This is a genomic window from Saccharothrix sp., assembly GCF_031180885.1.
Taxonomy (GTDB): domain Bacteria; phylum Actinomycetota; class Actinomycetes; order Mycobacteriales; family Pseudonocardiaceae; genus Actinosynnema.
Genome location: NZ_JAPSLK010000019.1, coordinates 42,708 through 68,376 on the forward strand (window position 1 = coordinate 42,708; position 25,669 = coordinate 68,376).

At 70.8% G+C, this 25,669-nt stretch carries 21 protein-coding genes; 9 read left to right on the plus strand and 12 right to left on the minus strand.

Features of this window, described 5'->3' with window-relative positions; genetic code table 11:
• Positions 1-5 precede the first annotated feature (5 nt).
• Both RIN75_RS22085 and glgB read left to right on the plus strand, forming a co-directional pair.
• Positions 6-1,355 carry an aminoglycoside phosphotransferase gene (locus RIN75_RS22085; RefSeq protein WP_309113969.1) on the plus strand — a complete coding sequence of 450 codons (1,350 nt, stop codon included), beginning with the start codon at positions 6-8 and terminating at the stop codon, positions 1,353-1,355.
• Positions 1,352-3,547, plus strand: coding sequence for a 1,4-alpha-glucan branching protein GlgB (gene glgB / locus RIN75_RS22090; RefSeq protein ID WP_309113895.1), 2,196 nt, complete (start codon positions 1,352-1,354; stop codon positions 3,545-3,547). Before RIN75_RS22085 ends, glgB begins: the two co-directional genes overlap by 4 nt.
• An 8-nt stretch (positions 3,548-3,555) precedes the next feature.
• On the opposite strand, the gene RIN75_RS22095 is transcribed toward glgB, so the two are convergent.
• The 3 genes from RIN75_RS22095 to RIN75_RS22105 form a co-directional block, all read right to left on the minus strand.
• Entirely contained in the window at positions 3,556-3,756 is a 201-nt protein-coding gene (locus RIN75_RS22095; RefSeq protein WP_309113896.1) for a hypothetical protein, read from the minus strand.
• A gap of 86 nt (positions 3,757-3,842) precedes the next feature.
• Positions 3,843-4,076: a hypothetical protein gene (locus RIN75_RS22100; protein WP_309113897.1), complete on the minus strand. Its 234-nt coding sequence runs from the start codon at positions 4,074-4,076 to the stop codon at positions 3,843-3,845.
• 289 nt (positions 4,077-4,365) lie between these two features.
• The gene (locus tag RIN75_RS22105) at positions 4,366-4,929 is read right to left on the minus strand and encodes a discoidin domain-containing protein (protein ID WP_309113970.1); all 564 of its coding nucleotides are present in this window, start codon (positions 4,927-4,929) and stop codon (positions 4,366-4,368) included.
• Between the two features lie 293 nt (positions 4,930-5,222).
• Between RIN75_RS22105 and RIN75_RS22110 the strand changes: the two genes are divergently transcribed.
• On the plus strand, positions 5,223-6,596 hold the full coding sequence (locus RIN75_RS22110; protein WP_309113898.1) for a neutral zinc metallopeptidase: 1,374 nt from the start codon (positions 5,223-5,225) through the stop codon (positions 6,594-6,596).
• A 395-nt stretch (positions 6,597-6,991) separates the two neighbouring features.
• A complete protein-coding gene (locus RIN75_RS22115; RefSeq protein WP_309113899.1) occupies positions 6,992-8,431 on the plus strand; it encodes a neutral zinc metallopeptidase in 1,440 nt (479 codons plus the stop codon).
• Between the two features lie 42 nt (positions 8,432-8,473).
• Here RIN75_RS22115 and RIN75_RS22120 read toward each other — a convergent pair whose 3' ends face one another.
• The 3 genes from RIN75_RS22120 to RIN75_RS22130 all read right to left on the minus strand — a co-directional run bounded on the left by RIN75_RS22120 (position 8,474) and on the right by RIN75_RS22130 (position 10,685).
• On the minus strand, positions 8,474-9,442 hold the full coding sequence (locus tag RIN75_RS22120; RefSeq protein ID WP_309113900.1) for a tetratricopeptide repeat protein: 969 nt from the start codon (positions 9,440-9,442) through the stop codon (positions 8,474-8,476).
• 69 nt (positions 9,443-9,511) lie between these two features.
• Positions 9,512-10,357 carry a hypothetical protein gene (locus RIN75_RS22125; protein WP_309113901.1) on the minus strand — a complete coding sequence of 282 codons (846 nt, stop codon included), beginning with the start codon at positions 10,355-10,357 and terminating at the stop codon, positions 9,512-9,514.
• A 25-nt stretch (positions 10,358-10,382) separates the two neighbouring features.
• Complete coding sequence (locus tag RIN75_RS22130; protein WP_309113902.1) at positions 10,383-10,685, minus strand: MTH1187 family thiamine-binding protein; 303 nt, start codon at positions 10,683-10,685, stop codon at positions 10,383-10,385.
• A gap of 43 nt (positions 10,686-10,728) precedes the next feature.
• Here RIN75_RS22130 and RIN75_RS22135 point away from each other — a divergent pair, with 43 nt between their 5' ends.
• Positions 10,729-11,232, plus strand: coding sequence for a MarR family transcriptional regulator (locus RIN75_RS22135; RefSeq protein WP_309113903.1), 504 nt, complete (start codon positions 10,729-10,731; stop codon positions 11,230-11,232).
• A gap of 70 nt (positions 11,233-11,302) precedes the next feature.
• The gene (locus RIN75_RS22140; protein WP_309113904.1) at positions 11,303-12,340 is read left to right on the plus strand and encodes a phosphotransferase; all 1,038 of its coding nucleotides are present in this window, start codon (positions 11,303-11,305) and stop codon (positions 12,338-12,340) included.
• Here RIN75_RS22140 and RIN75_RS22145 read toward each other — a convergent pair.
• The 4 genes from RIN75_RS22145 to RIN75_RS22160 form a co-directional block, all read right to left on the minus strand.
• A complete protein-coding gene (locus RIN75_RS22145; RefSeq protein ID WP_309113905.1) occupies positions 12,322-12,651 on the minus strand; it encodes a DUF3817 domain-containing protein in 330 nt (109 codons plus the stop codon). The two genes, RIN75_RS22140 and RIN75_RS22145, sit on opposite strands and share 19 nt — an antisense overlap.
• Before the next feature lie 421 nt (positions 12,652-13,072).
• Positions 13,073-14,116 carry an ABC transporter permease gene (locus tag RIN75_RS22150; RefSeq protein ID WP_309113906.1) on the minus strand — a complete coding sequence of 348 codons (1,044 nt, stop codon included), beginning with the start codon at positions 14,114-14,116 and terminating at the stop codon, positions 13,073-13,075.
• Entirely contained in the window at positions 14,113-15,024 is a 912-nt protein-coding gene (locus RIN75_RS22155) for an ABC transporter ATP-binding protein (RefSeq protein WP_309113907.1), read from the minus strand. The genes RIN75_RS22150 and RIN75_RS22155 overlap by 4 nt, the downstream gene beginning before the upstream one ends.
• 107 nt (positions 15,025-15,131) lie before the next feature.
• On the minus strand, positions 15,132-17,345 hold the full coding sequence (locus RIN75_RS22160) for a GH92 family glycosyl hydrolase (RefSeq protein ID WP_309113908.1): 2,214 nt from the start codon (positions 17,343-17,345) through the stop codon (positions 15,132-15,134).
• Positions 17,346-17,408: 63 nt separating this feature from the next.
• Between RIN75_RS22160 and RIN75_RS22165 the strand changes: the two genes are divergently transcribed.
• Complete coding sequence (locus tag RIN75_RS22165) at positions 17,409-18,827, plus strand: PLP-dependent aminotransferase family protein (protein WP_309113909.1); 1,419 nt, start codon at positions 17,409-17,411, stop codon at positions 18,825-18,827.
• Here RIN75_RS22165 and RIN75_RS22170 read toward each other — a convergent pair.
• Entirely contained in the window at positions 18,810-19,868 is a 1,059-nt protein-coding gene (locus RIN75_RS22170; protein ID WP_309113910.1) for a monodechloroaminopyrrolnitrin synthase PrnB family protein, read from the minus strand. The genes RIN75_RS22165 and RIN75_RS22170 overlap by 18 nt on opposite strands.
• Before the next feature lie 68 nt (positions 19,869-19,936).
• The gene (locus RIN75_RS22175) at positions 19,937-23,134 is read right to left on the minus strand and encodes a GH92 family glycosyl hydrolase (RefSeq protein WP_309113911.1); all 3,198 of its coding nucleotides are present in this window, start codon (positions 23,132-23,134) and stop codon (positions 19,937-19,939) included.
• A gap of 335 nt (positions 23,135-23,469) precedes the next feature.
• Here RIN75_RS22175 and RIN75_RS22180 point away from each other — a divergent pair, with 335 nt between their 5' ends.
• Together RIN75_RS22180 and RIN75_RS22185 are read left to right on the plus strand one after the other, a co-directional pair.
• Positions 23,470-24,453 carry a LacI family DNA-binding transcriptional regulator gene (locus RIN75_RS22180; protein WP_309113971.1) on the plus strand — a complete coding sequence of 328 codons (984 nt, stop codon included), beginning with the start codon at positions 23,470-23,472 and terminating at the stop codon, positions 24,451-24,453.
• Positions 24,450-25,436: a class I mannose-6-phosphate isomerase gene (locus RIN75_RS22185; RefSeq protein ID WP_309113912.1), complete on the plus strand. Its 987-nt coding sequence runs from the start codon at positions 24,450-24,452 to the stop codon at positions 25,434-25,436. Before RIN75_RS22180 ends, RIN75_RS22185 begins: the two co-directional genes overlap by 4 nt.
• Positions 25,437-25,669: the final 233 nt, after the last annotated feature.

Consider the following 25,669-nt stretch of genomic DNA (forward strand, 5'->3'; position numbering starts at 1 on the left):
CCGAGATGAACCCGCGGACGAACACCGACCCCCGCGCGCTGGTGGACGAGGTGGTGGCCGAACTGCCCGGGTGGCTGCCCGCCCAGCGCTGGTTCGGCGGCAAGGACCGGCCGGTCACCGGCGTCCGCGCACTCCGGACCACCGTGCTGAGCGAGGCCGACCCGGTGCTGGTGCACCTGGTGGTCGAGGTCTCTCAGCCCGACCGCCGCGAGCCATACCAGCTGCTGGTCAGCGACACCGTGGACAACCACGACGCGACCGGCGACCCGGAGCTGGCCGGGCGGCTGCTGGACCTGCTGGCCGACGGCGCGACCGTGGACGGGCTGGCGTTCGAGCACGAGCCGGACGTGGAGCTGAACAAGGGCCTGCGCGCCCGGCCGATCACCGCCGAGCAGTCCAACACGTCGCTGGTGTTCGGCAGCCAGTACATCCTCAAGCTGTTCCGCAAGCTGACCCTGGGCGAGAACCCGGACCTGGTCCTGCAACGCGCCCTGCACCGGGTGGGCTGCGACCACATCGCCCGGCCGCTGGGCTCCATCACCGGCCGGTTGAACGGGGAGGTCACCACGGTCGGGATGCTCCAGCAGTTCCTGCCCGACGCGGTGGACGGCTGGGCCATGGCCACCACGAGCGTGCGGGACCTGATGGCCGAGGGCGACCTGCACGCCGACGAGGTCGGCGGCGACTTCGCGGGCGAGGCGCAGCGGCTGGGCCAGGCCGTGGCGACCGTGCACGCCGACCTGGAGCGCGCCCTGGGCACGCAGCACGCCGACGCCGACGACATCGACAAGACCGTGCGGGCGATGACCGCGCGGCTGGACTCGGTGGTGGCGGCGGTGCCGGAGCTGCGGCCGTACGTGCCGGCGCTGCGCGAGGCGTTCGAGGCGGCCCGGGACACGCCCGGCGCGATCGCGATCCAGCACATCCACGGCGACCTGCACCTGGGCCAGGTGCTGCGGACCGTCCACGGCTGGCTGCTGATCGACTTCGAGGGCGAGCCGGGCGCCCCGATCGCCGAGCGGACGGCGTTGCGCTCGCCGTTGCGGGACGTGGCGGGCATGCTGCGGTCGTTCGACTACGCGGCCCACCAGCTGCTGGTCGGGCAGCCGGAGGACCACCAGCTCGCGGTGCGCGCGCTGGAGTGGTCGCGGCGCAACCGGGCGGCCTTCACCGAGGGCTACGCGGAGGCCGCCGCGTCCTCGGTGGGCGACCCGCGCGAGCGGGGCTACCTGCTGCGGGCCTTCGAGCTGGACAAGGCGGTGTACGAGGTGTCCTACGAGCACGCGAACCGGCCGGAGTGGTTGACGGTGCCGCTGTCGTCGATCGCGCGGATCACGGGAGAGGGAAAGCGATGAACCCACAGGACATCGACCGGCTGCTCGCGGGCGCGCACCACGACCCCCACTCGGTGCTCGGCGTGCACCACCTGGCCTCCGGCGAGGTGGTGGCGCGGGCGTTCCGGCCCGGGGCGACGGCGGTGTCCCTGGTGGCCGGGGACAAGACGTGGGAGCTGGACCGCGTCACCGACGGCCTGTTCGAGGGCGGCCTGCCCGAGCACCCGGGCGACTACCGGCTGGAGGTCGCCTACCCCGGCGCGACGGTCGAGGTCGACGACCCCTACCGGTGGCTGCCCACGGTCGGCGAGCTGGACCTCCACCTGATCGGCGAAGGCCGGCACGAGCGGCTGTGGGACGTGCTCGGCGCGCACGTCCGGACGTACGAGACCGCGTCCGGGTCGGTGAGCGGCGTGTCGTTCGCCGTGTGGGCGCCGACGGCTCGTGGCGTGCGGGTGTGCGGTGACTTCGACGGCTGGGACGGGCGGGCGAACCCGTTGCGGTCGCTGGGGTCTTCGGGGGTGTGGGAGATCTTCATCCCCGGCATCCCGGCTGGGACGCGGTACAAGTTCCGGATCCTGGGGCGGGACGGGGCTTGGCACGAGAAGGCCGACCCGATGGCGTTCGCCACCGAGACGCCACCCCAGACCGCGTCCGTGGTGACCCGCTCGACGTACGAGTGGGGCGATGGCGAGTGGACGGCCCGGCGTGACGCCACGGCGTGGATCAACGCGCCGATGAGCGTCTACGAGGTGCACCTGGGGTCGTGGAAGCCGGGGTTGGGGTATCGGGAGCTGGCGGACGAGCTGGCGTCGTACGTGGTGGAGAACGGGTTCACGCACGTCGAGCTGATGCCCATCGCCGAGCACCCGTTCGGCGGCTCGTGGGGCTACCAGGTGACGTCGTACTACGCGCCGACGTCGAGGTTCGGGTCACCGGACGACTTCCGGTACTTCGTCGACGTGCTGCACAGCCATGGGATCGGCGTGATCATGGACTGGGTGCCGGCGCACTTCCCGAGGGATTCGTGGGCGTTGGCCCGGTTCGACGGCACCGCGCTGTACGAGCACGAGGACCCGAGGCGGGGCGAGCACCCCGACTGGGGCACGCTGGTGTTCGACTTCGGGCGCAACGAGGTGCGGAACTTCCTGGTCGCGAACGCCCTGTACTGGATCGAGGAGTTCCACATCGACGGCCTGCGGGTCGACGCCGTGGCCTCGATGCTGTACCTGGACTACTCGCGGCAGGAAGGGCAGTGGCTGCCCAACCAGTACGGCGGGCGGGAGAACCTGGACGCCGTGCGGTTCCTGCAGGAGCTGAACGCGACCGTCTACAAGCGACACCCCGGTGTCGTGATGGTCGCGGAGGAGTCGACGGCGTGGCCCGGCGTCACGCGGCCCACGCACTTGGGTGGGTTGGGCTTCGGGTTCAAGTGGAACATGGGCTGGATGCACGACACCCTGCACTACTTGTCGCGTGAGCCCGTGCACCGGTCGTACCACCACAACGAGATCACGTTCTCGCTGGTGTACGCGTGGAGCGAGAACTTCGTCCTGCCGCTGTCGCACGACGAGGTGGTGCACGGGAAGGGGTCGTTGTGGGCCCGGATGCCCGGGGACGACTGGAACAAGGCGGCCGGGCTGCGGTCGTTGCTGGCGTTCATGTGGGCGCACCCGGGCAAGCAGTTGTTGTTCATGGGTGGCGAGTTCGGGCAGCAGGGTGAGTGGTCCGAGTCGCGGTCGTTGGACTGGCACTTGTTGGAGAGCCCGTACCACGCCGGGATTCGGGCGTTGGTGGCGGATTTGAACGGGGTGTATCGCGAGTCGCCTGCCTTGTACAGCCAGGACAACCGGCCCGAGGGGTTCTCGTGGATCGACGCGAACGACTCGGCCGGGAACGTGCTGAGTTTCGTCCGGGTGGGTGAGGACGGGTCGCTGCTCGCGTGCATCGCCAACTTCGCCGGGATGCCGCACCACGACTACCGGGTGGGGTTGCCGGTGGCGGGTCGGTGGCGTGAGGTCGTGAACACGGATTCGACGGTGTACGGCGGGTCGGGTGTGGGGAACCTGGGCGGGGTGGAGGCCGAGAAGAAGCCTTGGCACGGGCGACCGGCTTCGGCGGTGCTGCAACTGCCTCCGGCGGGGGTGTTGTGGTTGGTGCCGGAGGCGGAAGCTGTCGAGGACTTGGAGCCGGAGGACGCCGAGCAGCTCTGACCAGCGGGTCAGCTCGGGGTCGGGGTGCCGGTGCCGTTGGCCGGGGTTTGCCACGTTTGGCCGTTCAGGCTGTAGGTGACTGTGTCGTTGGTGATCCAGGCGGCTTGGTCGTCCACGCTCCGGGTTTCCGCCAGTGGTGTCTCCGCCATCGTGTTGAGGTCCAGGGCGTGCAATTGCCATGGGCCGGGGGCTACTCGCTTCTTGAACACCAGGCGGGTGTTGTCGGGGGATAGTGAGGGGCACTCCACGTTTTCTCGCAGGGCTGTTGCTTCCCACGTCGTGTATGCGGCTCGGATCAGGTGCGTTTGTTCTGGCTGGCGGCGGTGGCGTAGAAGGTGGTGTCGTCGGAGGCGAAGGTGACGCCCCAGAAGTTGAGGTCAGGGGCGTAGTAGCGGGAGCCGTTGATGGTGAGCGGGATGTCTTCGACGGACTTTCTGACCTCGTTCGTGGTGGTGTCCAGGATGCCGGTTCGGGTGGAGAAGCCTGCTGTGTTGTAGGAGTCGCCGGAGACGAAGACGGTCCAGGACACCATTCGGCCGCTGCGGGACACCTGTAGACGGCTGGGGATGCCGGGGATTTGGTGGGTCTGCGCTTGACCGTTGGTCGTTACTTTCAGTTCTGCCATGGGAGGTAGGCCTGGGAGGGCGGTCAGGCGGGGCTGTCGTGGTGGCTGCGGACGAGTGGCGGGCGCAGGGGTGGGCTCGCCTGTTCTTCCGCGTGCGTGGAGGACGTAGCCGACGGCGCAGGCGGTCAGGAGGACGGCGACTGCTGCAACGGCCGCAACACGCACGCGCCCGCGAGCACCAGGCCGAGGGCCGTCAGCGAGGCCAGGACTGCTGTTGGCATTCCCCAGATCGTCCACAACGCTCCAAACAGGACGGATGACACCAATTTGGCCAGCGCTTGGCCGGTTTGCAGCACGGCCAGGCCGCGGTTACGGCGATGTTGTCGGTGGACGGGGACCAGGTGAGGGACGCGCTGTTGGCGGTGGTGCCGGTCACCTGGAGGCCGGTGGGGGCGCTTGGCGGAGTGGTGTCGTTGCTGTTCCGGACGCCGAAGACCTCCAGTTCCCAGATCGAGTAGCCCCACTCGGTGGCCCGCTGGGTGCCGAGGATGCGCAGGTAGCGGCCGGTGGCGTTGAGGCCGCCGTGCGTGTCGGTGTCACCGTCGCCGCTGGTCCGGCCGCTGATGTCGGTCCACGACGTGCCGTCGGTGGAGAGTTGGACCTTGTACTGGCTCGCGTACGCGGCCTCCCAGTGGACGAGCACCTGGTGCACCTCGGCCGCGCCGCCGAGGTCGACGGTGAGCCACTGGGGGTCGAGACCGGGCGCGCCGGCCCAGCGGGTGTCGGAACGGCCGTCGACGGCGAACTGGCCGGCCAGTGTCGGGTCCTCGGTCGAGGACGTGGTGGTGGGCCTGCCCTGGGGAGAGCAGGACGTCGGCGGGTGCGCTGGCGGCCGTCAGCGGGACGACCAGGAGCAGCGCTGCCGCCGCGGCGAAGGGTGCGACTCGGCGCGCGGGTTCTCCTCGCGGTCCGGGGCGGCGGTCCGAAAGGGTAATCGTAAAGATTGTTTACGATCGGCAGGTTAACGGGCGCTGAACAGGGGTGTCAACGGGGCGACCGGGAAGTGCCGTAACCGGCCCCTTAGGGGTGCGGAGGCGGCACAATGGGCAGATGCGGCTCGCATCGGCTCGGCTGGTCCTGCTCGTGGCGGTGGCCCTGGTGGCCTCCGGGTGCGCCCAACTGGTCGACGGACGCCCGGTCGCGGGCAAGGTCGTGACCAAGGACGGGGTGGACACCGGGTTCATCCGGGGCACCGACGGCGGACCCATCGACCAGCTCGCGGCCACCGCGATCACCGACGTGGACGCGTTCTGGCAGGAGACCTTCCCGGCCACGTTCGGCGAGAAGTGGCAGCCGATCGAGGGCGGCATCTACTCGGTCGACACCGCCGACCCGGCCGCCAAGCCGCCGCCGTGCACCGAGAAGGCCAGCGACGTCGAGGGCAACGCGTTCTACTGCCCGAGCGCGGACGCCATCGCCTGGGACCGGGCGGCGCTGCTGCCCGTGCTCAAGGACCGGTTCGGCGACGCGGCCGTGGTGATCGTGCTGGCCCACGAGATGGGGCACGCGGTGCAGCGGCGCATGGGCATCACGCCCGAGGCCGAGCGGCGCGACCCGGACAGGTACCCGACCATCCTCACCGAGGCGATGGCCGACTGCTTCGCCGGCGCGTTCGTCAAGTGGGTCAACGACGGCAAGTCCGAGCACCTGGACATCGGCACCGACACCCTGGACTCGGCGCTGGGCGCGCTGATCACGTTCAAAGACCCGGTGGGCACGTCCCCCGACGACAACTCCGCGCACGGCAACGCGTTCGACCGGGTGTCGGCCTTCCAGGACGGCTACCTGAAGGACGCGAAGTTCTGCGCGGCGATGACCGTGCAGAACCGGCCGTTCACCCAGCAGGCGTTCACCAGCCTCGACGACAAGGAACGGGGCGGCAACCTGCCGTTCGACGAGATGCTCGACGCCATCGCGCCGGACCTGAACAACTACTACAAGGCACTGGTGGCCACCAAGGGCAAGACGTGGACCGAGCCGAAGGCCACCGCGGTCCGCGAGGAGCCCGCGTGCTCGGGCGACCAGGGGCCGGTGGCGTTCTGCCCGGCGGACAAGTCGGTCGAGGTGGACGTGGCAGAGGACCTGCCCGAACTGCACGCCAAGATCGGCGACTACGCGACCGGTGTGCTGTTGGCGAGCCGGTACGGGTTGGCGGCGCGCGCGGCGGCGGGGTTGAAGGTCGAGGGGTCCGAGGCGGCGGAGGGCGCGTTGTGCCTGGCGGGGGCTTACACGCGCGAGGTGTTCACGCGGCAGCAGGGGTTCGGGTTGTCGCCGGGTGACTTGGACGAGGCCGTTCAGGTGTTGTTGGCCTACGACTTCGCGGCGCGGGACGCGTCGGGCGAGAACGCGGTGGACCCGGGGTTCAAGCGGGTGGACCTGTTCCGCAACGGTGTCTTCACGGGTGTCTCGGCCTGCGGGTTCTGAGACGCGCGTGCGCTGAGCGCTTTCAAGATCAAAAGCTTGAAAGATCAAAGATCAAAAGCTACAAACGGCGCTCGCCGCGCGGCAGGCCCCCGGGGGTGGAAGGGCGTCGGTTCGTCCCCCGTACGGCCTGCCGGAGGCAACCACCCTTTTGGTCTTCTCCGCCAGCGGTGAAGCGTGCTTGCGGAGAAGACCAAAGCGTGGTTGGGCTGCGCCCAGGCCGTACGGGGGACGAACCGAGGCCCTTCCTGTGGCTTGGCAGCCCTGGGCGCGCCTGCGGCGCGGAATGCGGCGGCTGTGGGGTGGTGGTTGGTGTGGTTCCGCCACGGTGGAGTGGGGTCGTTAAGTAGGGTTCGGGCGGACGGCTCGGTGGTTCGGCTCGGTGGATGGGGCGTGGCATGGCTCGACGGGTGGTGGGGGTTGCGGCGCTCGTCCTGGTCTCGGCGTTGACCAGCGCGTGCACGCAGGCGGTGGACGGGCTCGCCAAGGCGGTGCAGCCCGACGTCACCAAGGTCTCCGGGCTGGAGATCACCACCGGGGAGAGCGGCCCCAAGCCCGGCGTGCCCGACGCCGACCTCCGGGTCGAGAACGCCGACGGCGGCGAGATGGACCGGCTCGCGATCAACACCCTCGCCGACGTCTCGGAGTACTGGACCGAGAAGATGCCCGAGCACTTCGACGGCAAGAAGTTCGAGCCGGTGAAGCGCCTGGTGTCCTACGACTCGACCGGCGCGGGCGTGGAGATCTGCCGGACCAACACCGCCGGTGTCGCGAACGCGTTCTACTGCTCGCTGGACGACAGCATCGCCTGGGACCGCGGCGACCTGCTGCCCATGCTGGACGACGCGTTCGGCCCGATGTCCGTGGTGACCGTGCTGGCGCACGAGATGGGCCACGCCGTGCAGTACAAGCTCGGCGCGCAGGGCGGGGTCAACCAGGCCACCCCGTCGATCATCAAGGAGCAGCAGGCGGACTGCTACGCGGGCAACTTCTTCCGCTGGGTCGCGGAGGGCAAGTCCAAGCACTTCCGCATCTCCACCGGTCCCGGCCTGAACCAGGTCCTCGCGACCATGTTCTTCATCCGCGACGCGGCGGGCACGTCCGCCGAGAAGCAGGGTGCGCACGGCAGCGCGTTCGACCGGGTGGCGGCCTTCCAGTTCGGTTTCGCGGGCGACCCGAAGCGGTGCGCGGAGATCGACGAGCAGGAGATCAAGGACCGCATCACCCAGCAGAAGTTCGACGCCCAGGACGTGGACACCGGCCAGGGCAAGGGCAACCTGAAGGTCGACGACCGCAAGTACCTGCAACTGCTGGAGGAAAGCCTCCGCGAGGCCTTCAAGCAGAGCGGCGCGACCCCGCCGACCTTCAAGCAGGGCGACGTCGCCTGCACCGACGCCAAGGTGACCTCGCCGGCCACCTACTGCCCGGCCACCAACACCGTCGGCATCGACCTGCAGGACCTGGTCAAGATCGGCACCCCGCCCAAGCGCGGCCAGAAGGGCGGGATCGGCGACTTCGCGGCCTTCGCCGAGATCGCCTCGCGCTTCGCGCTGTCCATCCAGAAGGCCACCGGCTACCCGTTGGAGGGCCCGGCGGCGGGGCTGCGCACGGCGTGCCTGACCGGGGCGTGGGCGGGCACGACCACGGACCAGAAGGCCAAGCTCCGGCTGTCCTCGGGCGATCTGGACGAGGCGGTGGCGGAGCTGCTGGCCGACCGGAGCCTGATCGCCGCCGACGTCAACGGCACCGTGGTGCCCTCCGGTTTCGCCCGCGTCGAGGCGTTCCGGGACGGCTTCTTCGACGGCAGCGGGCTCTGCACCCGGAAGTACTCCGGGTGACCCCGTAGGCGCTCCGGGTGGGAGCGCCTACGGCCCCAGGCGTCAGTAGAGGGCGCTGGCGAGGGAGCGGCGAGCCGCGGAAACGCGCTGGTCGTCGGCGGGGAACAGCTCGAACAGGCCCACCAGGTGCTCGCGGACCCGGTCCCGGTCGTCGCCGTAGACGCGCCGGACGGTGTCGATGAGCCGCTTGAACGCGGCCTCGACGTCCTGGGTGGCCAGTTCGACGTCGGCCGCGGCCAGTTGGGCGTCGAGGTCGTCCGGGTTGGCGTCGGCCTTGGCCACCGCGTCCGGGCTCAGGCTCTCCGCGCGGGCGGTGAAGCGGACCTGGGCGAGGGCGGCCTTGGCGTCGGCGTTGCCGGGTTCGGTCGCCAGGATCGCCTCGTACGCGGCCTCGGCGGCGGCGAAGTCGCCCCGTTCGAACGCGTCCTCGGCGGCGGTGAACCGCTCGTCCTCGGGCTCCGCGACCGGCTCACCCGCCGCGCCCCGGTTGGCCTCGGCGGCGCGGATGCCGGGCAGGCGGTCGCGCAGGGCGTCCAGCAGGCGGTTGATCCACTTGGTGAACTCGGCTTCGGGCAGCGGACCGGCGAACGCGTCCACCGGCTGCCCGGCGGCGACGGCGACCACGGTCGGCACCGACTGCACGCCGAACACCTGGCCGACGCGCGGGCTCACGTCGAGGTCGACCCGGGCGAGCAGCCACGCGCCACCGGCCGCGCGGGCGGCCTTCTCCAAGATCGGCGACAGCTGACCCGCCTCGGGGCTCCAGGACGCGGTCAGCTCGACCACGACCGGGACCTCCAGCGAGCGCTCCACGACCGACTGGAACGTCGCCTCGGTGACGTCGAGCACCCACGGGCTGGGCCCCTCGGCGGCCGGACCACCGGCGGCGGGGGGCGGTGTGGCGGCGCGCTGGCGGGCGGCGTCGGCCCGGGCCTTCAGCGCGCCGAGGTCGACCGCCCCGGAGAGCGCGGCGGACAGTGCAGCGGACTTGCGAGGGTCTGGCCTTGTCACGCTCCCATCCTGGCACGGCACCGGCCGGTCGCGACGGCAGCCCGGCCGGACGCGCCCGGGCGTCCCTCGTCACCCCGCGATCTGGGCGACCGGGTCGATCGCCATCGGGTTGGTCCGCATGGCGTCGTTCTGCCGGCCCAGCGCCAGCGCGAGTGGTGTCATCAGCTCCAGGAACCGGGCCGTGCCCTCCTCGCCGAGCGCCTGCCACGGGTGCCGGGCGGCCGCGTCGGTCCGGCGCTCGACTTCCTCCCGGAGGGTGCGCCCGGCCGGCGTGAGCCCGCGGTCGAAGAGCCCGCGCTCGGTCAGGGACCGCTCCGCCTGTGCCCACTCCTCCTCGGACCATCCGCGCGCCTGCCGCAGGTAGGAGCCCTCCAATCCCTTGTCCGCGCCGAACAGCACGAGCGTTTCGCACGGGGTGAGGTCGGCCGCCACCAGGGCCGCGACGTGCCCGTCCCCGCGTGACTCGCGCAAGGTCGTGCACGCCTGCCACAACTTCAGGTGCGGCTCGTCGGGCACCGGGAGCGCCGCGTTGGCCGCTCCCAGCACCCGCCCGGCCACCGGCGCGGCAGCCGCCGCCCGGACCGCGAGGTCGGCCGCCTCCGCCACGTCCAGGGTCGGCAGCATCCGCCGCAACGCCCCGTCCACGCCCTCCAGCCGTGCCGCCAGGAAGCGCTCCGGCGGGGCGACCTCCCACGCGTCGGGCAGCGCACGCGCCACCATCCGCGGGTGGAAGCTGTAGAACGCGGCCGTCACGGTCTGCGGCGCCGCGGCGCCGAGCGGTGCCGCGCGCATGGCGAAGTAGCCCATCCAGCCGCCCTTGCAGCCCAGCGCGTCGGTCACCGCGCGGGACTCCGGCGTGAAGTACGTGACGTCGTGGTACGGCTCGAAGCGCAGCCACAGGGCGCGAGGGTCCATGCCGACAAATTAGTAGGACGTCCGACTATTCGGAAGGGTTGAGGTGCTGCTCGATCCGGTCGACCTTGGCGGTCAGCTGCCCGGTGTACCCCGGTCGGATGTCGGCCTTGAGCACGAGGCCGACCCGCGGCGCCGTGGCCTGCACGACCTCGGTCGCCTTCTTCACCACCGCCATCACCTCGTCCCACTCGCCCTCGACCAGCGTGAACATCGCGTTGGTCTGGTTGGGCAGCCCGGACTCCCGGACCACCCGCACCGCCTCCGCGACGGCCGCGGCCACGCTGTCGGACTCCCCGCCGAGCGGGCTGACGCTGAACGCGACGAGCACAGTTCCCTCCTCTTGGTCGGGTACCCACTGGTAGCTTCGGCGCATGACGTCCCAACCGCTGCCGTTCGACCCCATCGCGCGCGCCGCCGAGCTGTGGGAGAAGCGGATCGGACCGTCGACGGCGATGGCGGCGGTCACGAGCGTCATGCGAGTACAGCAGATCATCCAGTCCTCGGTGGACTCCGCCCTCAAACCGCACGGTCTGACCTTCGCCCGGTTCGAGGCGCTGGTGCTGCTGACGTTCTCGCGCACCGGCAGCCTGCCCATGCGGGTGATGGGCGAGCGGCTCCAGCTGCACCCGACCAGCGTGACCAACATCGTGGACCGCCTGGAGGCCGACGGCCTGGTCCGCCGCAACCCGCACCCGACCGACCGGCGGACGACCCTGGTGGAGATCACCGAGGCCGGTCACGCGCGGCGGGAGGCGGCGACGGAGGCGGTGACCGAGGTCGAGTTCGGCCTGCGCGGGCTGACCGACCGGCAGACCGAGCAGCTGACCGACCTGCTCGCCAAGGTCCGCCGCGCGGTCGGCGACTTCAAGGACTGATCCGCTCGACGCGGTGTTCGAGGGCTAATCCGCTCGACCGGAACCTGGCCAGTCGGCCACGCTGTGCGCCGTGCGAACCGTAGTCGCCTTGGTGACCGTGGGTGGCCGGCACGTGGGGACCCTGCCGGAGTTCACCGTGGCGAGCCCGTGGTGGAACGACGTCGAGCCGGTGACCGCGCACCTCGACCGGGTGCTGGGCGTGCCGACGAGCGTGCTGCGGCTGGTGTCCGCGAGGGGTTCGGGGATGCGCGGCGGGACGGTGAGCTACCAGGTCGAGGCGTCCGAGCCGGTCGCTTTGTCCACTGTGGACCCGGTGGAGTTCCCGGATGACTTGTTGCGGATGCCGTGGGCGCGACCGGGTGGGCCGGCGGCGCTGGTGGAGTGGGCGGACGGGCACGTGCGGCGGGTCGAGCCGGCGGTGCAGGTGAAGACGTGGAACCTGTCGTGCCTGTACCGGTTGCGCACCAGGGCGGGGGTGGTGTGGGCGAAGGAGGTCCCGCCGTTCCCGGCGCCCGAGGGGCCGGTGATCGAACTGGTGCGGTCGGTCGACCCGTCGCTGGTGCCGGGCGTGCCGGCGGCCGAGGGCAGGAGGATCCTGCTGGAGGACGTGCCCGGGACGGACTGCTGGTCACCGAGTGCGGAGATGATCGAACACATGGTCCCCCGCTGGGTCGCCGTGCAACACGCCCTGGCGGGATTTTTCCCGCCGGTCCGGTTGCGGCGTCGCGGGGTGACGGTGCCGTCGTTCGGCCTGCCGGACTCGTTGCTGCACGGTGACTTCCACCCGGGCAACTGGCGGTCGAGCGGGGTCGTGCTGGACTGGGGCGAGGCGCACTGGGGTCACCCGGCACTGGACGCGGCCAAGCTGGTCGACTTCGTCGGCCCGGACCTGGGGCCGCTGGTCGAGCGCGTCTGGTGCGAGGCGTGGCTGAGGCACTGCCCGGACAGCGACCCGTGGAGCGCCCTGAGGCAGGGTCGACCGGCGGCACACCTGCTGGGGGCGGAGGTGTACCAGGAGTTCCTCGACAACATCGAGGAGAGCGAGCGCGTGTACCACCGGGGTGACCCGGAGGAGCAGTTGGCGCTGGCTCAGTCTTTCGCGGTCTGAACCTCGGTCTGAACGTCGTCGTCGAGCTTCCCGTTCTTCGCGGCCCAGCGCTCGAAGATCACGGTGCCGAACGGCGGGATGCCGGCGACGAGGGCCCAGATGGTGGTGGCCTTGTTCCAGCGGTGGGCGAGCATGAGGGTGACGAGCACGTAGCCGACGAAGACGACCCCGTGGATCGGGCCGAAGATCTTCACGCCGACTTCGTTCTCGACGACGACGTACTTGAAGAACATGCCGATCAGCAGACCGGCCCAGGACACGGCCTCGGCGAGCGCGAAGAGGCGGAAACGGCCAACGGGGCTGCTAAGCATGTCACCCATTGTGGTGAGTGATCCCGGTCACCTGTCCGTTGGGTCCGTTTTTGTCGGTGGTCGCTGGGAAAATGGTGATCGGGGGCCGGCGGCCGGCGCTCGGTGGTTCGCGGTTCTCGGCGGGCGGCGGGCGGTTTGCCGGCGGACGGCCGGGGGCGGGCAACGACGGCGGGCAGTGGCGCGGGCGGCCGGGCGGCGGCAGGCAGCAGCGGCGGGGCAGCCGGCAGCGGCGACAACTGCGGCGGGTGGCACCGATCGGCGGCGGCGCGCGGCGAGTGAGTGGTGGCGGCGGGTTTGCCCAGGTGAGACGTGTGTGTGGTTGGCCTCCGGCCCCCGTCTCCATTGTCCCATGAGCCACCGACAATTCGGGGTGAGCACGGCGCTCCACCCGCCAGGTAGCGGGTGGAGCGACCCACCCGGCTCAATCCTCCCAGCGGAACACGCGGGCGGCGATGAAGCCGACGACCAGGGTAAAAGCGATCAGCACCGCCGAAGGCAGCAGCAGCGCCTCCACGCCCTTCCCCCGCACCAGCACGTCCAGCATCCCGTCGTTCATGTGCCGCAACGGGAAAGCGTTCGACACCGCCTGCAACCACCCGGGCGCCTTCTCCAGCGGGAAGAACGTCCCGGACAGGAACGCCATCGGCATGATCACGATGTTCGCCGCCCCGCTCGCCGCCTCCTCCGTCTTGCAGAACGCCCCCACCAGCATCCCGATCGCGAAGAACGCCGTCGTCCCCAGCACCAGCAACGGCAGCGCCAGCCACCACGACCCGGTCAGCTCCAGCCCGAACAGCGGGGTCAGGGCCACCGCGACGAAAACCACGCCCTGCGCCACGGCCGTCCCGATGCTGACCAGGATTCGCGACGACAGCACCACCGTCGGCCCCACCGGCGCCAGCCGGATCCGCCGCAGCACCTGCTTCTTGCGCCATGACACCAACGTCAGCGCCGCCCCGAACACCCCCGAGATCGACACCGCCCACGACAGGATCCCCGGCGTCAGGTACTGGATCGGCTTCAGCGAAGCGTCCTCGACCGGCTGCGCCTTGAACGAGAACGCAGGCACAACGCCAGTCGCCGCCAGGTTCACCTTGTCCACGGTCCCCGACACGACGCCCAGCACGGTTTGCGCCTGCGTCTGGTCGCCGGCCGCGAACGTCAGCTCCACCGCCCCACCGCGCGCGACGATCACCGCCGGCAGGTCGCCGTCGTCCACCTTGCGCCGCGCCGCCTCGAAGTCGTCGTGCTTCTCCAGCTCCAGCGCGCCCGACTCGGCCAGCGCGCTCACCACCGGGCCGTCGCCGACGACCGCGACCTTGGTCTTCTCCGCGCCGGAATCCCGGAACAGCAAGCCGAACACGACCAGGAACATCAGCGGGAACACGAAGACGAAGAACAGGGTCAGCCGGTCGCGCAGGAAACCCTTCACCATCGCGGCGGACAGGCTCTTGAACGCGGTCATGCGCGGTACTCCCGTCCGGTCAGGCTGAGGAACACGTCCTCGAGCGTCGCCGTGCGGACCTGGAGGCCGTCGAGCGTGCCGCGCTCGGCCAGGGCGGACAGCACGGGTGCCGGACGGCGGGTCGCGATGGTCAGGGACACCTCGTCCTCCTGCACCTGCTCGACGCCGGTGATCGCGCGGGCGTCGTCGACGGTCATCGCACCGCGTTGGAGCACGACGTGCGTGGGCGCGTCCAAGCCCCGGACCAACGTCGCCGGGGCGTCCATGGCCAGGATCCGCCCCTTGTCCATGATCGCCACGCGATCACACAGGATCTCGGCCTCGTCCAGGTAGTGCGTGGTGTAGACGATGGTCTTGCCGCGCTGCTGGATCGCGCGCAGCACGTCCCACAGGTTGCGCCGGGCCTGCGGGTCCAGCGCGGCGGTCGGCTCGTCGAGGAACACCACGTCCGGGTCGTGCACGAGCGCGCACGCGATGGACAGCCGCTGCCGCTGGCCGCCGGACAACTTGTTCTCCCGCACGTCGGCCTTGTCGGTGAGCCCGACCAGCTCCAGCATCTCCGCCGCACGGGACGCCGGCACGCCGTAGAGCGAGCCGAACGTCTCCAACTGCTCCTTGGCGGTGAGCTTCTCGAAGAAGCTGGACGCCTGGAGCTGCACGCCGATCCGGGGCAGCAGCGCGGGGTTGCGCGGCCACGGGTCCTCGTCGAGCAGGCGCACGCGGCCGGAGTCGGCCTTGCGCAGCCCTTCCACGATCTCCAGCGTGGTGGTCTTGCCCGCCCCGTTCGGGCCGAGGATGCCGAAGAACTCGCCTTCGGCGACGGTGAACGAGACGCCGTCCACCGCCTTGAGGTCGCCGTAGTGCTTGCGGATGTCGCTGACCACGACCGCCGCTCTCTCCCCAGTCATGGGGAGACCGTAGGGCCGTGCACAGAGGCCCACGACGGTTTCCGGCGCGGTCACCACCAAAGTAGATCTGTCCGCAATGCTTTCGTAGGACGTCGATCGCTGTGCGGTCAGCCGTCCGCGCACGGTGACGGCGGCGGGGTGCCCCAATCGGTCGGGTCGTCGGCGAGCGTCACTCCCACGTCTGCGCCGGCGACGAGGCGGTCGTAGTCGATCCACGTGTCGTCATGGGTGACGCCGTTCAGCTCAACCGCACTGATGTACTGGAGCTTGGCCGGCGTCGCGCCCGGCGCGGTGATCTTGATGGACCGGCCGTTGGCCAGGTGGATGGTCGACTCGGGGTAGCGCGGCGCGTGCAGGAGGAACCGGCCGGTGCCGGGCGTCGCCGGGTACAGGCCCAAGGCGCTGAACACGTACCAGGCGGACATGGTGCCGAGGTCGTCGTTGCCGGTGACCCCGTTGGGGGCGTTGACGAACAGGGTCTGCGCGGCGCGGTTGACCGCCGAGGTCTTCCACGGCTGGCCGATCAGCACGTACATCCAGGGCGCGTGCAGGTCGGGTTCGTTGTTGGGGTTGTAGCGGAACTGGTTGTAGTAGTTGTACGGGCCGACCACCCACTTCTCGCGGACCGTGCGCGCCGGGTCGGCGACCAGGTCGGCGTAGGCGAAGAAGTCGTCCAGCCGCGCGGCGGCCTGCTCCTTGCCGCCCAACGACTCCACCAGGCCCGGCACGTCCTGCTGGACCAGCCACTGGTACTGCCACGCCGTGCCCTCGTGGAACCCGTCCTGCCCCTGGGGCGTGAACTCGGCCAGCCACCGGCCGTCCGCGGTCTTGGGCCTCGGGAACCCGGTGAACCCGCGATCGGTGACCGTCCCGTCCCACAACGTCCGGTAGTTGCGTCCACGTCGGCGCAGGACTTCCGCGTCTTCCTTGTGCCCCAACGCTTCCGCCATGATCGACAACGAGGCGTCGGCCAGCGCGTACTCGAAGGTCGCGGACGCCCCGTGGTGCGGGTCGACGTCCTGCCCCTTCTTGCGGTGGTGCGGGTCGAACTGCACGAACCCGCTGTCCAGGTACGACCGGACACCCGCCCGCCCCTCGAACGGAGACTCCGCCGGCGGCAGTTGCGTGGCGTTCTGCAGTAGCGCGCGATACGCCTGCTCCTCCAGCCCTTCGAGCGCGCCGAACCGCCACAGGTCCACCAGGAACGGGGTGACCGGGTCGCCGGTCATCGTGTTGGTCTCCTGGTTGGCGTAGGCCCAGCGGGGCAACCAGCCGCCCTGTTCGTGGATCGCGAGCAGGGACCGGGCCACGTCACGGGCGCGGTCGGGGCGCAGGAGGGCGAGGAGTTGGTTGTGGGCGCGGTAGGTGTCCCACAGCGAGAAGTACTCGTAGTAGGTCCACCCTTCGGCCGTGTGAACGCGGTCGTCGAACCCCCGGTACCGGCCGTCGATGTCGTTGCCCGTCAAGGGTTGCAGCAGCACGTGGTAGAGCGCGGTGCAGAAGACCGTCTCGTCGTCCGCCGACGCCGGCGCGATCTCCACCGACGACAACTCCGCCCGCCACACGTCCTGCGCAGCTTCCCGCAGGCCGTCGAACGACTTCCCGCGCGCCTCCGCCAGGTTCCGCAGGGCACCCTCGGCATCGACGTGGGACAACGCGGTCGCCACCGTCACCGGCCCGTCCGCGAACGCCACCCACTGCCCCCGCAACCCCGCCCCACCCGACGCGCCACCCCAGTTCCCGGTCCGGGTGAAGGGCCGGTCGAAGGTCGTGGCGAAGTAGGTCGTGTAGGGCTTGCCGCCGCAGAACGCCTGGGACGTCACCGATCCCGCGAGCGTGCGGTCGTCCACCACCCGGATGGAACTCGCGAACACCGGCTCCTTGTCGTTGGCCTGCCCCACGTTCACCAACACGTGCGGGGTCACCCCGGCGGGGAACGTGAACCTCTCGACCCCCGTGCGCAGCGTGGCCGTGCTCTCGACGGTGATACCCCCGTCGAGCCGAACCCGGTAGTACCCCGCCTCCCCGACCTCGCCGTCATGGCTGTACCGCGCCCCGTACCGCCGGTGGTCGAACACACGCGGCAACCCGGCCACCGGCAACACCGACACCAGCCCGCCCTGCTCCCAGCACCCCGCGCCGGACAGGAAGAAGTGGCCGAAACCCCGGATCACCTGGTCGTCGTACCGGTACCCGGCGTAGTGCGACCCGATGGGACTCGAATGCGCCATACCGAACGGCATGGACGCGCCGGGGAACGTGTTGCCGTCGTCCTTGGTCCCGATGAACGTGTTCACAGCCCGCACCGGATCAGTCGTCACCCTCCCCACCCTAGGGCCGCGGCCCGCCTGCACCACCCGACGAGCGCACCTATCCTGGGGCCGGTGTCGACCGGCTCGGACTTCCTGCTCCTCGACGCCGCCGACGCGCCCGCTCGCGGCCTCGCCGACTGGCTGGCCGCGCGGCTGCGCGCGGCCATCGCCGATCGCCGCCTGTCCGTGGGCGAACGCCTGCCCGCGACCCGCGTCCTGGCCGCCGAGTTGGGGGTCTCGCGCGGCGTCGTGACCGAGGCGTACCGGCGGCTGGCCGAAGAGGGCCACGTCGCAGGCCGGGGTCGGGCGGGCACCGTGGTCGTCGCCGTCCCCGCGCTCCCGATCCCAGGCCGCCACACCTCGACCACCAAAGCGATCTTCCCCCGAACGCCCGGCGCCGACGTGTTCGACGTGCTGCGCGAAGCCCCCGCCCGGATCGACCTGTCACCCGGCGTGCCGGACCTCACCGCGTTCCCCCGCGCCGCCTGGCTGCGCGCCGAACGCGCCGTCCTGACCCGCCTGTCCTCCCCCGACTTCGGCTACGGCGACCCACGCGGCGCGCCCGCCCTCCGCACCGCCATCACCCGCTGGCTGGCCCGCACCCGCGGGATCGTCGCCGAACCCACCGACGTCGTCGTGGTGACCGGGGTCGCCCAGGCACTGGCCCTGCTCGCCGAAGCCCTCCAAGCGCACGACATCCACGAGATCGCCGTCGAAGACCCCGGTTCCCTGGGCGTGCGCCGGCACCTCAACCACCACGGCATGGCCACCCCACCCGTACCGGTCGACGACCTGGGGCTCCAAGTCGCCGAACTCCGCACCGACGCCGTCCTGGTGACCCCCGCGCACCAGTTCCCGACCGGCGTCGTGCTGGCCCCCGAACGTCGGCGCGAGCTGGCCACGTGGGGCGGCCTGATCGTCGAAGACGACTACGACGCCGAGCACCGCTACGACCGCCCACCCGTCCCCGCGTTGAAAGCGACCCTGCCCGACCAGGTCTGCTACGCGGGCAGCGTGTCGAAACTGCTGGCACCCGCCCTCCGCACGGGCTGGCTGGTCGTCCCCGAGCGGTACCGGGAGGCCGTGGTGGTCGCCAAGAGGTTCGCCGACCTGGGCAGCACCGCCCTCCCCCAACTGGTCCTCGCCGAACTGATGGACTCCGGCGAGCTGGAACGGCACCTGCGGCTCCTTCGCCGCCGCCACGTCCGCCGCCGCGACGCCATGACCCGCGCCATCGCCGACCACCTGCCCGGCGCACGCGTGCACGGCGTGGCGGCCGGCCTCTACCTCACCGTCACGTTCGACACCGACGTGCCCGACACCGCCCTCGCCGCCGCAGCCCTCGACCTCGGGGTCAAGGCCCAACCCCTCTCCTGGCACGCCCAACGCCCCACCCGCCCCGGCCTGGTGCTGGGCTACGCCGCCAACCCCGCCACCGTGCTGGCCGAGGGCATCGCGGCGATCGCCAAGGCACTACACCAGCTCGGCTAGCCGCCGGAGTTCCTCGTGCGCGCCGAACGCCCCCGCGCGCGGCCGAGCCGTGCGGAGGTCCACCAGGTGCGCCAACTCCGCCACCACCACGCTCAACGGCGGACCGCTCGCCGTGACGTCCTGCTCCGCCCCCGCCTGCGCCTCCAGGAACGGCTTCACCAGCCGCCCGTGGTGCAGCGCGTATGCCGCGCCATGCGCTCGGCACACGTCGAGGAACAGCCCGGCGTACAAAGGCTCCCGCAGGAACCGGTGCAGGAGCGGCTCAACCAGCACGGCTTGGTGCAGGCGGGTCTGGTGGTCCGGAGGCACATAAGGCAGCTTCTCCGCCACAATCCGCTGGTAGAACGGGTCGTCCGCACGACACAGCCCCAACAGCAGGTCGATCTCGTTCACAGCCGCGAAATCGCCGGCGTTCACGCCCCGGTACACCTGCGTACCCACCCGGTGCGACCGGAAGTACGGCCGGATGCCCAGATAGAACCGTTGCGGGTCAACGGTTTCCGCCAACACCCGGTTGAACGACAGGACGTCCTCCAGCGCCCTCCGAGCCTCCCCCAGCAAGTGCTCCACCACCGGGCTGTCCACACCCGTCGTCGCGACCAGCCGCAGCGCGTGCGCCGCACGCTCGTAAGCGACCACCGCCAACCCGTTGAGCCGCACGAAAGCCTGCTCGTCGGGCAACGACGTGAACGTCCGGAACCCGTACAGGCTCTGGTGCGCGAACACGTACCGCGGCGCGACCCCCAGCGACGTGCCCAGCCGCGTCGCCAGTGCCCACGCCGGGGCCAGCACCTCCTCGTCCTCCACCCGGTGCCGCGCGCACGCCGCCAGGTACAGCCCGACCGACCCCAGCAGCCGGTACCGGTCCCCCTCCAGGCTGTGTTCCCGCTCCAGGCCGGGCAGCCGCTTGGCCCCCTCGTGCAGGACCTCCTCCTGCCCCAGGTCGGGCGCGTACTCCTGCCCGGCCGCGAAGTAGGCCTCCTCGAACACCGTGTTGAGCTGGACGAACCCCTCACCCAGCCACCGCTCGAACTCCGTCATGACCGCCATGCTGCTCGGCGGCCACGACGGGGTTCCAGGTCCATTCCACGCGTGTCGAACAGGTCCAATCAGGCAAGGCCGATCGCGAACACGTGGAACGTGCCGCCGGTGACCGACGCGGGCAGCGTCACCGACCGGATCGGCTTGTCCTCCACCGTGATCGGCGCGGTCGCGAACACGAACACCTTGAGCTGCTGCGCCTCGCCGCTGGTGTTGTTGCGGTACGGCGTGGTCACCACGATGCGGTTGTCGAACGACGGGGGCGTGGACGGGTTGCCGCCCAACGCCCAGTCGGAGAACCCGACGTCCGCGGTCTGCGTGGTGCCGTCGGCGTAGGTCACGGTGAGCCGCCCGGACGACCGGCCGCCCGCGCCGCTGCCCAGCAGGCCGAGCTTCGTGCCGGTCGCGTTGACGGTCACGGTCTGGCCGGTGGTGTTGACGTTGTCCGGCTCCCCGACCGGCGAGGTCGGCCAGGTGTAGGTGATGCCGTCCGAGGTGAGCACCGCACCGGGTGTGACACCCTGCTCCGCCAACGCCTTGCGCGAGTAGCTCCACCCGCCGCCGTCGAAGTTGCCGATGGCCTGGTCGTCGTCCGGTGACGTGCCGACGTTGTTGAACGCCGCCCGCAGGCTGCCCGGTTCGGCGACCAGCACGGAGATGGTGCTGCGCTGGCCGTTCCCGAACAGCACCGGCACGCGGTGGGTCTGCTCGGCGGCGTTCGCGGCCACCGCCACGGTCACCGACTGCCCGGCCTTCTCCCCCGGCGACACGGTGACCTCGCCGCTCACCGGGGTCATGGTGATCCCCGGCGGCGGCTGGGCCGTCCAGGTCACCTTGCCGCCGCGTCCGGAGAAGTCTTGCGCGCCAACGGTCACCGTGCCGCTGCCGCCGGCGGGCAGCACGAGCCGGCCGGGCTCGACGTAGGACTGCTGGGCGATCTCGCCGTCCCGGAACGACGGCGGTGCGTCATTTTCACCGGTTCCCCAGGCCGTCGGGGTGGCGGACAGGCCGAACTCCAGCGTGCCGCCGTTGGCCACGAACGACTCCGGCAGCCAGGTCCGGGTCTGCGCACGGCCGTTCAACGCCAACCCCGACACGTACTTCCCCTCACCCGAGGCCTTGATCACGATCGGCGCCCCGTTCGGCCGGGTGATGGCGACCTCGGGGAACAGCGGGCTGTTGACGACCAGTTCGGCCCGGCCGGGGATCACCGGGTACAGGCCCAGCGCCGCCCACACGTACCAGGACGACATCTGGCCGAGGTCGTCGTTGCCCATCAACCCGTTCGGACCCGGCCCGAACAGCTCGTCCACCGCCTTGCGCACCACCGCTTGGGTCTTGTCGGGCGCACCGGCCCAGTTGTAGAGCCACAGGGTGTGCATGATCGGCTCGTTGCCCAGGAACGCGTGCGGCTCGTGCGGTCCGGCGTTGAGCTTGGTGAAGAAGAAGTCCAGCCGGTCGCGGACCTTCGCGTCGCCGCCCATCGCGGTGAACAGGCCGCGCGCGTTGTACGGGACCATCCACGTGTACTGGGCGGCGTTGCCCTCGACCCACGTGTCCGGGTTGCCGGGCGAGAACGGTTCGACGAACGAGCCGTCCCGGTTGCGCGCTTGGAGGTAGCCGGTGGCGGGGTTGAAGAGGTTCTGCCAGTACTGGGCGCGTTTCATGAACGTCTGCCAGGTCGCGCCGTCGCCGAGGCGGCGGGCCAGTTCGGCGATGGAGAAGTCCGCGGTGGTGTACTCCAGCGTCGTGGCGGGCGGTCCCCACACGTTGCGCGCGCCGATCGGGACGTAGCCGAGAGTCCGGTAGTCGGTCAGGCCGGGCCGTTCTTCGTAGCCCTGCGTGGGTTGGGTCGCGCCCCGGAGCATCAGCAAGAGCGCTTTGGAAGCGTCGAAGTCCTTGGCCCCGAACGCATACGCGCTCGACACCATCACGTGGTACGGGTCGCCGACCATGACCCCGGTGTAGCCGTTGGCCACGGTCCACCGGTCCCAACTGCCGCCCTGCTCGGCGAACAGCATCATGGACCGGACCATGTCCGAAGATTCCTTGGGCGCCAGCAGGGACAGCAGTTGCATCTCCGAGCGGTAGACGTCCCAGCCGGAGAAGTTGGTGTAGACGGCGTGGCCCCGGTCGGCGGTGTGGATGCGGCCGTCGAAGCCCGGGTAGCGGCCGTCCACGTCGGAGAACACGTTGGGCTGCAACAGGGAGTGGTAGAGCGCGGTGTAGAACGTGGTGCGCTGCGCATCCGTGCCGCCGGTGACCTTGACCTGGTTGAGCCGGTCGTTCCAGGCCTTGCGGGCGGCGGTGTGGACGGCGTCGAAGGACTTGCCGACGTTCTCGGCGCGCAGGTTCCGCTTGGCACCGTCGATCGAGACGAACGACAGGCCGACGCGCATGGTGACGTCCGGGTCGTCGAAGGTCACGTAAGCGCCCGAACCGGGGCCGGAAACGGTGGTGTCCTGCGCGACGACCGTGCGCTTCTGCTCGACGGTCTTCGGCGCGTCGCCGGTGTCGCGGACGCCGGAGCCGCCGCGTTCCTGCGTCCGGCCCGGGGTGACCGCGCCGTTCTTCCACGTGCCGTGCGTGGCGAAGGGCTGGTCGAACCGGGCGTGGAAGTACACCCGGTAGCGGTGGTCCGCGCCGCAGAACCGGCCGCTGGTGGCCCAGCCGCTGATGGTGTTGGTGCCGATGGTGACCTCGGCGTCGTCCGTGCCCGCGATCGAGCCGGACGTGTTGACCAGCAGCGTCGAGGTCGCCCCACCGGGGTAGGCCAGGCGGCCAACGCCGGTGCGCTGGGTGACGGTCAGCTCGACCTTCGCGCCGCTGTCGAGGGTGACGCCGTAGTAGCCCGGGGTCGCGGACTCGTTGGCGTGGGAGAACGTCGAGACGTACCGGGCCGGGTCGGTCGCCGGGGAGGTGGTGACCTCACCGACGAACGGCATGATCGGGATGTCCTGGTAGGTCGAGCAGCCCGCGCCGGACAGGTGCGTGAGGCTGAACCCCTTGATCCGGTTGTCCTGGTAGTAGTAGCCGCCGTGCTGGCGGGTGACGGTGTCCGGGCTCCACTGGACCATCCCGAAGGGCACGTCCGCGCCCGGGAAGTTGTTGCCCGCGCCGCCGCCCGTGCCGTGGTCGGGTCCACCCGGCTGGGTGCCGACGAACGGGTTCACCCACCGGGCCAGGTCCTCTGATTGAGCCTGGGCTTGGACCGGGTGGAGCACCGCGAGCGCTGTGGCCGCCGCCGCGACCAGTGCCGTCTTCACGAGACCTCCTCGGTTGACAACGCTGTCCAAGGCATCCAGTAGTCGAATCCTTGCGGAGCGTGGCAGGTCCGCGTCAAGGCTGCTCGCAGGTGTTGTCCCGTTCAAGACAGTGCTGGACGGCCGCGACTGGCGTCGCGGCGGCTCGGCCGCCTCGTAGTCGGCTCATCGCGTCGCCTTTCGCTCCGGCCGGAAGAGCCGACCGGAGCGAAAGGCGACGCGACAAGCCGACGCGGCCTCGCGTTCGCATCATTGACATCGGCCGGTCCCGGGTGTGTGATTCGCGCACTATGACAACGTTGTCCGCAGCCGCCGGCCGCAAGGTGCGCCGCGCCACCATGAACGACGTGGCGCGGTTGGCCGGCGTCAGCATCAAGACGGTCTCGCGCGTGGTGAACGACGAGGCGGGTGTGCACCCGGCCACCGCCGAGCGGGTCCTCGCCGCGATCGACCAGCTCGGCTTCCGGCGCAACCTGAGCGCGCGCAACCTGCGCCGGGGGTCGTCGACCGGGACGGTCGGGCTGGTGCTGGAGGACGTGGGCAACCCGTTCTACTCGGGCGTGACGCGGGCGGTCGAGGAGGTGTCCCGGCTGCGCGGGCGGCAGGTCATCACCGGCTCGTCGGACGAGGACCCGGTGCGGGAGCGGGAGCTGGCGCTGGAGTTCTGCTCGCGCCGGGTGGACGGCCTGCTGATCGTGCCCGCCGGGTTGCAGCACGGGTACCTGGTGCCGGAGATGCGGGCGGGGACGCCCGTGGTGTTCCTGGACCGGCCGGCGGGGGACGTCGTGGCGGACACCGTGCTGGTGGACAACGTCGGCGGGACCACGGAGGCGGTGCGGCACCTGGCGTCGTTCGGGCACCGGCGGATCGCGTTCCTGGGCGACGCGCCGGACATCTTCACCGCCAACGAGCGCTTGCGCGGGTACCGCGAGGGGTGCGTGCGGGCGGGTATCGGGTTCCACGAGTCGCTGGTCGTGATGGGTCCGCACGACGAGACGTCGGTGCGGAAGGCGTTGCACGGCTTGACTTCGGGCGCCGACCCGGCGACCGCCGTGGTCACCGGCAACAACCGGATCACTGTGCACGCACTGCGCGCCCTGGCCGGTGCTGCCCGGCGGCCGGCCCTGGTGGGCTTCGACGACTTCGAGCTGGCGGACCTGCTGTCGCCGCCGGTGAGCGTGATCGCGCACGACGCGAGCGCGCTGGGCAAGGCGGCGGCGGACCTGCTGTACGCCCGTTTGGACGGCGACGGGTCACCACCTCGTCGTGTCGTGCTGCCGGTGCGCCTGGTGGCCCGAGGATCAGGGGAGGTCCGCGCGTGAGCGAGCGACCGATCGCGCTGCCCGCCAACCAGCCCCGGCAGTTCTACCGGGGCGGAGCGGCCATCGCGGAGTTGCGGGGCGAGCCCGGGGCGGACTTCGGTCCGGAGGACTGGGTGGCGTCCACGACGACCCTGTTCGGCCGGGAGCCGGATGGGCTGACCCGGCTGCCCGACGGCCGTTGGCTGCGCGACGCTGTTCGCCTCGACCCTGTTTCCTGGTTGGGTCCCGAACACGTGGCGGAGTTCGGCGCGGACACCGCGTTGCTGGTGAAGCTGCTCGACGCCGGGCAGCGGCTGCCGGTGCACTGCCACCCGTCCAACTCGTTCGCTTCGCGGCACTTGGACTGCCGGCACGGGAAGACCGAGGCGTGGATCGTGGTGGGCACTTCCGGGCCTTCGCCGACGGTGCACATCGGGTTCCGGGAGGACGTGCCGGCGTCGGTGGTGGCGGAGTGGGTGTCCACTCAGGACTCTTCGGCGATGCTGGGTTCGTTGAACGCGGTGGGGGTGCGGCCCGGTGACACGGTGTTCGTGCCCGCGGGGGTGCCGCACGCGATCGGCGAGGGTGTGTTCATCGTCGAGTTGCAGCAGCCGACGGACTTCTCGGTGACGTTGGAGTGGCGCGGTTTCCTGGACGATCCCGAGGCTTGGCACCTCGGGATGGGGCAGGAGACGGCGCTGGGGTGCGTGGAGCGCTCGGCCCAGCGGGTCGAGGACTTGGTGCTGCGGACCGGTACGTCGGCGTCGGCTGAGCTGTTGGGGGCGCAGGCCGATCCTTTCTTCCGGGCGGACCGGCTGCACGTGTCGGGGAAGGTGGTGCTGGAGGAGTCCTTCGCCGTGCTGGTGGTACTGGAAGGCGAGGGGACGCTGGACGCCCTGCCCTTGCGACGGGGCAGCACGGTAGTCGTCCCTCACGCCGCCGGCCCATGCGAACTGTCCGGCAACTTGGTAACCATCCGCTGCCGCCCTCCCCTCCTGCCATGACTCCGACGCCACTGCCCTCGGGACGTGCCCCGGCCGCCGCAACACCCACCGCCGCCGACCAGACCCCACCGCCGCCAACCAGACACCCGCCCCCGCTGCCGTGACTCTCGCCCCACCTTCGAGCCGCCCGTCCCGCTGCCCTCATTCACCCGTTCTCGCGATTCCCACCGCACCACTGAAATATTTAGTCCACTGAACTAAAATTTTCCGCCGTTTGGAACCACCGCCGGAAC

What these genes read in the sequence shown, in the direction of transcription:
- RIN75_RS22085 (WP_309113969.1), top strand. Translation starts at nt 6, where the DNA reads ATGAACCCGCGGACGAACACCGACCCCCGCGCGCTGGTGGACGAGGTG.
- RIN75_RS22170 (WP_309113910.1), bottom strand. Translation starts at nt 19,868, where the DNA reads ATGACGGAGTTCGAGCGGTGGCTGGGTGAGGGGTTCGTCCAGCTCAAC.
- RIN75_RS22115 (WP_309113899.1), top strand. Translation starts at nt 6,992, where the DNA reads ATGGCTCGACGGGTGGTGGGGGTTGCGGCGCTCGTCCTGGTCTCGGCG.
- RIN75_RS22145 (WP_309113905.1), bottom strand. Translation starts at nt 12,651, where the DNA reads ATGCTTAGCAGCCCCGTTGGCCGTTTCCGCCTCTTCGCGCTCGCCGAG.
- RIN75_RS22155 (WP_309113907.1), bottom strand. Translation starts at nt 15,024, where the DNA reads ATGACTGGGGAGAGAGCGGCGGTCGTGGTCAGCGACATCCGCAAGCAC.
- RIN75_RS22125 (WP_309113901.1), bottom strand. Translation starts at nt 10,357, where the DNA reads ATGGACCCTCGCGCCCTGTGGCTGCGCTTCGAGCCGTACCACGACGTC.
- RIN75_RS22135 (WP_309113903.1), top strand. Translation starts at nt 10,729, where the DNA reads ATGACGTCCCAACCGCTGCCGTTCGACCCCATCGCGCGCGCCGCCGAG.
- RIN75_RS22180 (WP_309113971.1), top strand. Translation starts at nt 23,470, where the DNA reads ATGAACGACGTGGCGCGGTTGGCCGGCGTCAGCATCAAGACGGTCTCG.
- RIN75_RS22150 (WP_309113906.1), bottom strand. Translation starts at nt 14,116, where the DNA reads ATGACCGCGTTCAAGAGCCTGTCCGCCGCGATGGTGAAGGGTTTCCTG.
- glgB (WP_309113895.1), top strand. Translation starts at nt 1,352, where the DNA reads ATGAACCCACAGGACATCGACCGGCTGCTCGCGGGCGCGCACCACGAC.
- RIN75_RS22110 (WP_309113898.1), top strand. Translation starts at nt 5,223, where the DNA reads ATGCGGCTCGCATCGGCTCGGCTGGTCCTGCTCGTGGCGGTGGCCCTG.